The 3,207-nt window shown below is 46.9% G+C and carries 2 protein-coding genes and 1 pseudogene; 2 read left to right on the top strand and 1 reads right to left on the bottom strand.

Annotation, left to right across the window (positions count from 1 at the left end):
- Positions 1–370: 370 nt before the first annotated feature.
- Positions 371–1,483, bottom strand: a pseudogene (locus VE954_RS18900) (transposase); the annotation flags it as partial.
- 205 nt (positions 1,484–1,688) lie between these two features.
- Here VE954_RS18900 and VE954_RS18895 point away from each other — a divergent pair.
- Positions 1,689–1,814 carry a hypothetical protein gene (locus VE954_RS18895; protein WP_324955598.1) on the top strand — a complete coding sequence of 42 codons (126 nt, stop codon included), beginning with the start codon at positions 1,689–1,691 and terminating at the stop codon, positions 1,812–1,814.
- Between the two features lie 61 nt (positions 1,815–1,875).
- Entirely contained in the window at positions 1,876–3,138 is a 1,263-nt protein-coding gene (locus tag VE954_RS18890) for a hypothetical protein (protein ID WP_324955596.1), read from the top strand.
- Positions 3,139–3,207 lie beyond the last annotated feature (69 nt).

Below are 3,207 nucleotides of genomic sequence, written 5' to 3'. Positions count from 1 at the left end.
ATTCGAAATCTGCCGGACACGCATAAAGGGATCGGAGGAAGCTGTAGCAATGGCCTCTTTACTTTGACCCTGGCTCAAACCCAGACTATTACCGTTGGTCCGTTTAGTTCCCAGGCATGTCTGGATTTAAGCTCTTTTGTTAACAGCATGGGTTTATAGGCCGTATATATTTTTCATGGCTGCCTATTCCCATGCGACAGAAATCAGTCGATGGAGATCGTCCAGTTGCACACTGAGCGAAAAAGGGGTAAATTGAGCGTCCGAGCATCCAGGTGCAAGACGCACAATCCCTTACCACCAAGCGATACAATGATATTTTAGTATGAAGTGGCTTCTGCACAATGATTTGGTGGCTATTAACACCGCCAGCTCAAGCTACATCGAGAGATAGTCTATCTGACATATTTAAAGTGAAGGTTCCGTAGGGGTTAATGTGGGCATAGAATAGTGGGCTGAGTCCCCTGAAGTCTTCGACTCCCATTTTCTTAAACCAGTCTTCCTCTGACAATACCCGCTGCAGCATCAATGTATTGATATAGACCAAAGAACTTTGTAAGAGGTGCAGAGCGAGGACCGATATCTCTTGCTCGTCGAGCCGATTGGTAGCAACTTCGCTGTTCTTTCCGAAGAAAATGAATCCGTTTGCGCTATTCCAGTTCTCTACAACATTAAGGCCAGCATGAATTTCACGCCGCAGTTCTTCATCCGCTAGATACTGACACAGAAATATGGTCTTGATAACTTTTCCAAGCTCGCAGAAAGCCCTGTAAGTTGGATGCTTTAAGTTATTGCGGGTAAAACGCTTTAGAATCGATTCCGTTTCAGCTGTACCAAGTTTTAAGGCCGTGGCGTATTTAACCATTTCATCGTACTGCTCTTGAATCAAGTCCCACTTTATAGGTCTCGTCAGAACAGGCTTAAGACTTGGAAATGATTTGCTGTCTCCCGGTCGCGTTCGATAGAGCTTTTGCGTGGCAATATCTGCAAGCCTTGGCATAAGCTTAAAGCCAAGCAGATGACAGATTGCAAACGCAACCTCACTTTGGCCATGAGTATCAACGTAATTCTTCTCAACTTTCATCTCAGTGCAATGCCTGATCAAGCCTTCAATCATAGCCGCAACCTCAGAAGAAGAGCATGATTTCAGCTGAGAATAAATGCAAAGTGAATTTTTATCCACATGCCAGTAGATCATGACACCGCGCCCACCATACCTTATGTGCCACTCGGTCATCAAATTCTGGTCCCATGAACCAAACTTTTTTGAGTCCGAGGCAACAGACGTTGTTGCCGTGCCCCATATGTTCTGCATCCTGGCTTGCAGGGTCGCATTCGCAACTTCAATAACCGCCTGGCGTAGTGATTCTTTATCAATAAATTTACGCTTGGCATAGAGAAGATCCTGATACTTTTCCCCAGGAATCGTTGCGGATACTCTTTTGATTCCAGTGTTCGTCCCTAGCCCATACAGGCACATTAAAAGTGGGCCGTCGAAAACCTGCATGACCTGACAGATCCTGCCTGGTCCCAAATCTGACAGCTTCAATATTCAAAATTTTTGAATTTGCATATCCGACTTGACGTATTGAGGCGATCAGAGGAAAAGGGATCTGCGACACCTGCCGTGGAAAGTTTGTGTCGCAGAAAGAACAATAAAACATGCTCAATATACTTCGAAGCAGGGACGCTTGGAAGAGGAAAGCTTTGGTACGAAACCGGTTGATAAAAAATATCACACGCCGGTATGGGCGGCTTTTGCTCAGGTTCCAGGGCGTATCCAAAGAAAACGAAAACCTCAGGCGGCAATGCAGTGAGCTTCAAGAAGCATTGGCCCACAAGCAGTTGCCACATGTTCCGCCCTCGGAATTGATGACAATGATGGTCTCCGTTCGTCTCATCATCGAAGCGAAAATTTCCTTTCGTTCGGTCCCACGGGTATTGGCTGCCATAGGGTTCGGAGGGTGGATACCTCATTTTACATCGGTCATCAACTGGTTTTGTCGAGTGGGCCTTGGCCATCTTCGTGAGGTGAAAGCGCCTTTGGAGCCTTGGATTGCGATTGTGGACATGACGCTGGACATTGCGTATAAGAAGGTTTTGGTGGTCCTAAGGTTGCCACTTTCAATTTTTCTGAAACGCGAGGGTGCCGTCGCTCTTGAAGATGTATCGTGCGCCGCCATTCATATAATGGAGTCATGGAAGGGCGAGGATGTATATCAAGCCCTGCAAGGTATTCTGCGGGACGAGCCAATGCTCAAAGCCATTATAAAAGATAGCGGTGGAGACCTTGGAAAAGGGGTAAGACTTTGGAAGGAATCGGAGAAAAGAAAGGATGTTTTCACGATCAGTGATCTTTCACATGAAGTGGCGAACGCTTTAAAGGCCGACTTCAAAGATAGGCCGTCCTTTAAACTGATCACGAAAAAGCTCAAGAACAACGCCACCAAAATATTTCAATCAAAGCTTGCATGCCTTGCTCCACCAAAGCTCCGTCCCAAGGGGCGCTTTATGGGGATATCGCGCCTTGGCCACTGGCTCGAAAAGATCCAAAAGCTTTTGGGTGGTCCGGGGAGAGTCCACGAAGGCAGTTTCGAAGCCGAGTTGCGGCGACTCTTTGGAGGCTTTGGAAACCTCAACTATATGACGAGGCAGCTCAGTAAAAGAAGTATTCTCCTCGCGGGCATGATGACGATCCTAAAAACCAAGGGGCTCAATAGGGAGAGCTATCAGGAGGCAATGAAAATCGTCGACGTTCTGCCAAAGAGATCGAAAAGCTATAAGAGAATATCGAGATGGCTGACTCGACACCTGCATATCCAATGTCGTCTGGGTATTGCCCAGACACCGCTTCCAGTATCGAGCGACATTATCGAATCACTGTTTGGGGTCTTCAAAACCTTCATTGACCGAAATCCGAAAGCGGAAATGAATCACCTGGTACTTGGAATAGCTGCCATGTGCGGGCCACAGAACAACAGTCTGATTCAAAGACGCTTGGCCCAGGTATCACAGAGCGATTTCTTAAAATGGAAGAAAGAGAATATTGGTGTCACTGGAAAGATGGAGAGGATGAGGATTTTTTCTCACTTGGATTCAGCTGACCACGATCAAAAATGGGACCAGCTCAGATCCGGCTAGATGTAACGGGTTTCGACGGCCCAGAATTAATCCAGGCCTTGCACGGGTCTGCTTCACTGGATTGCGATA

This window comes from Oligoflexus sp. (genome assembly GCF_035638955.1).
GTDB lineage: Bacteria > Bdellovibrionota_B > Oligoflexia > Oligoflexales > Oligoflexaceae > Oligoflexus.
The sequence above is the reverse complement of the archived record's forward strand: the minus strand, read 5'-3'. Positions and strand labels throughout refer to the sequence as shown.

What these genes read in the sequence shown, in the direction of transcription:
- VE954_RS18890 (WP_324955596.1), top strand. Translation starts at nt 1,876, where the DNA reads ATGATGGTCTCCGTTCGTCTCATCATCGAAGCGAAAATTTCCTTTCGT.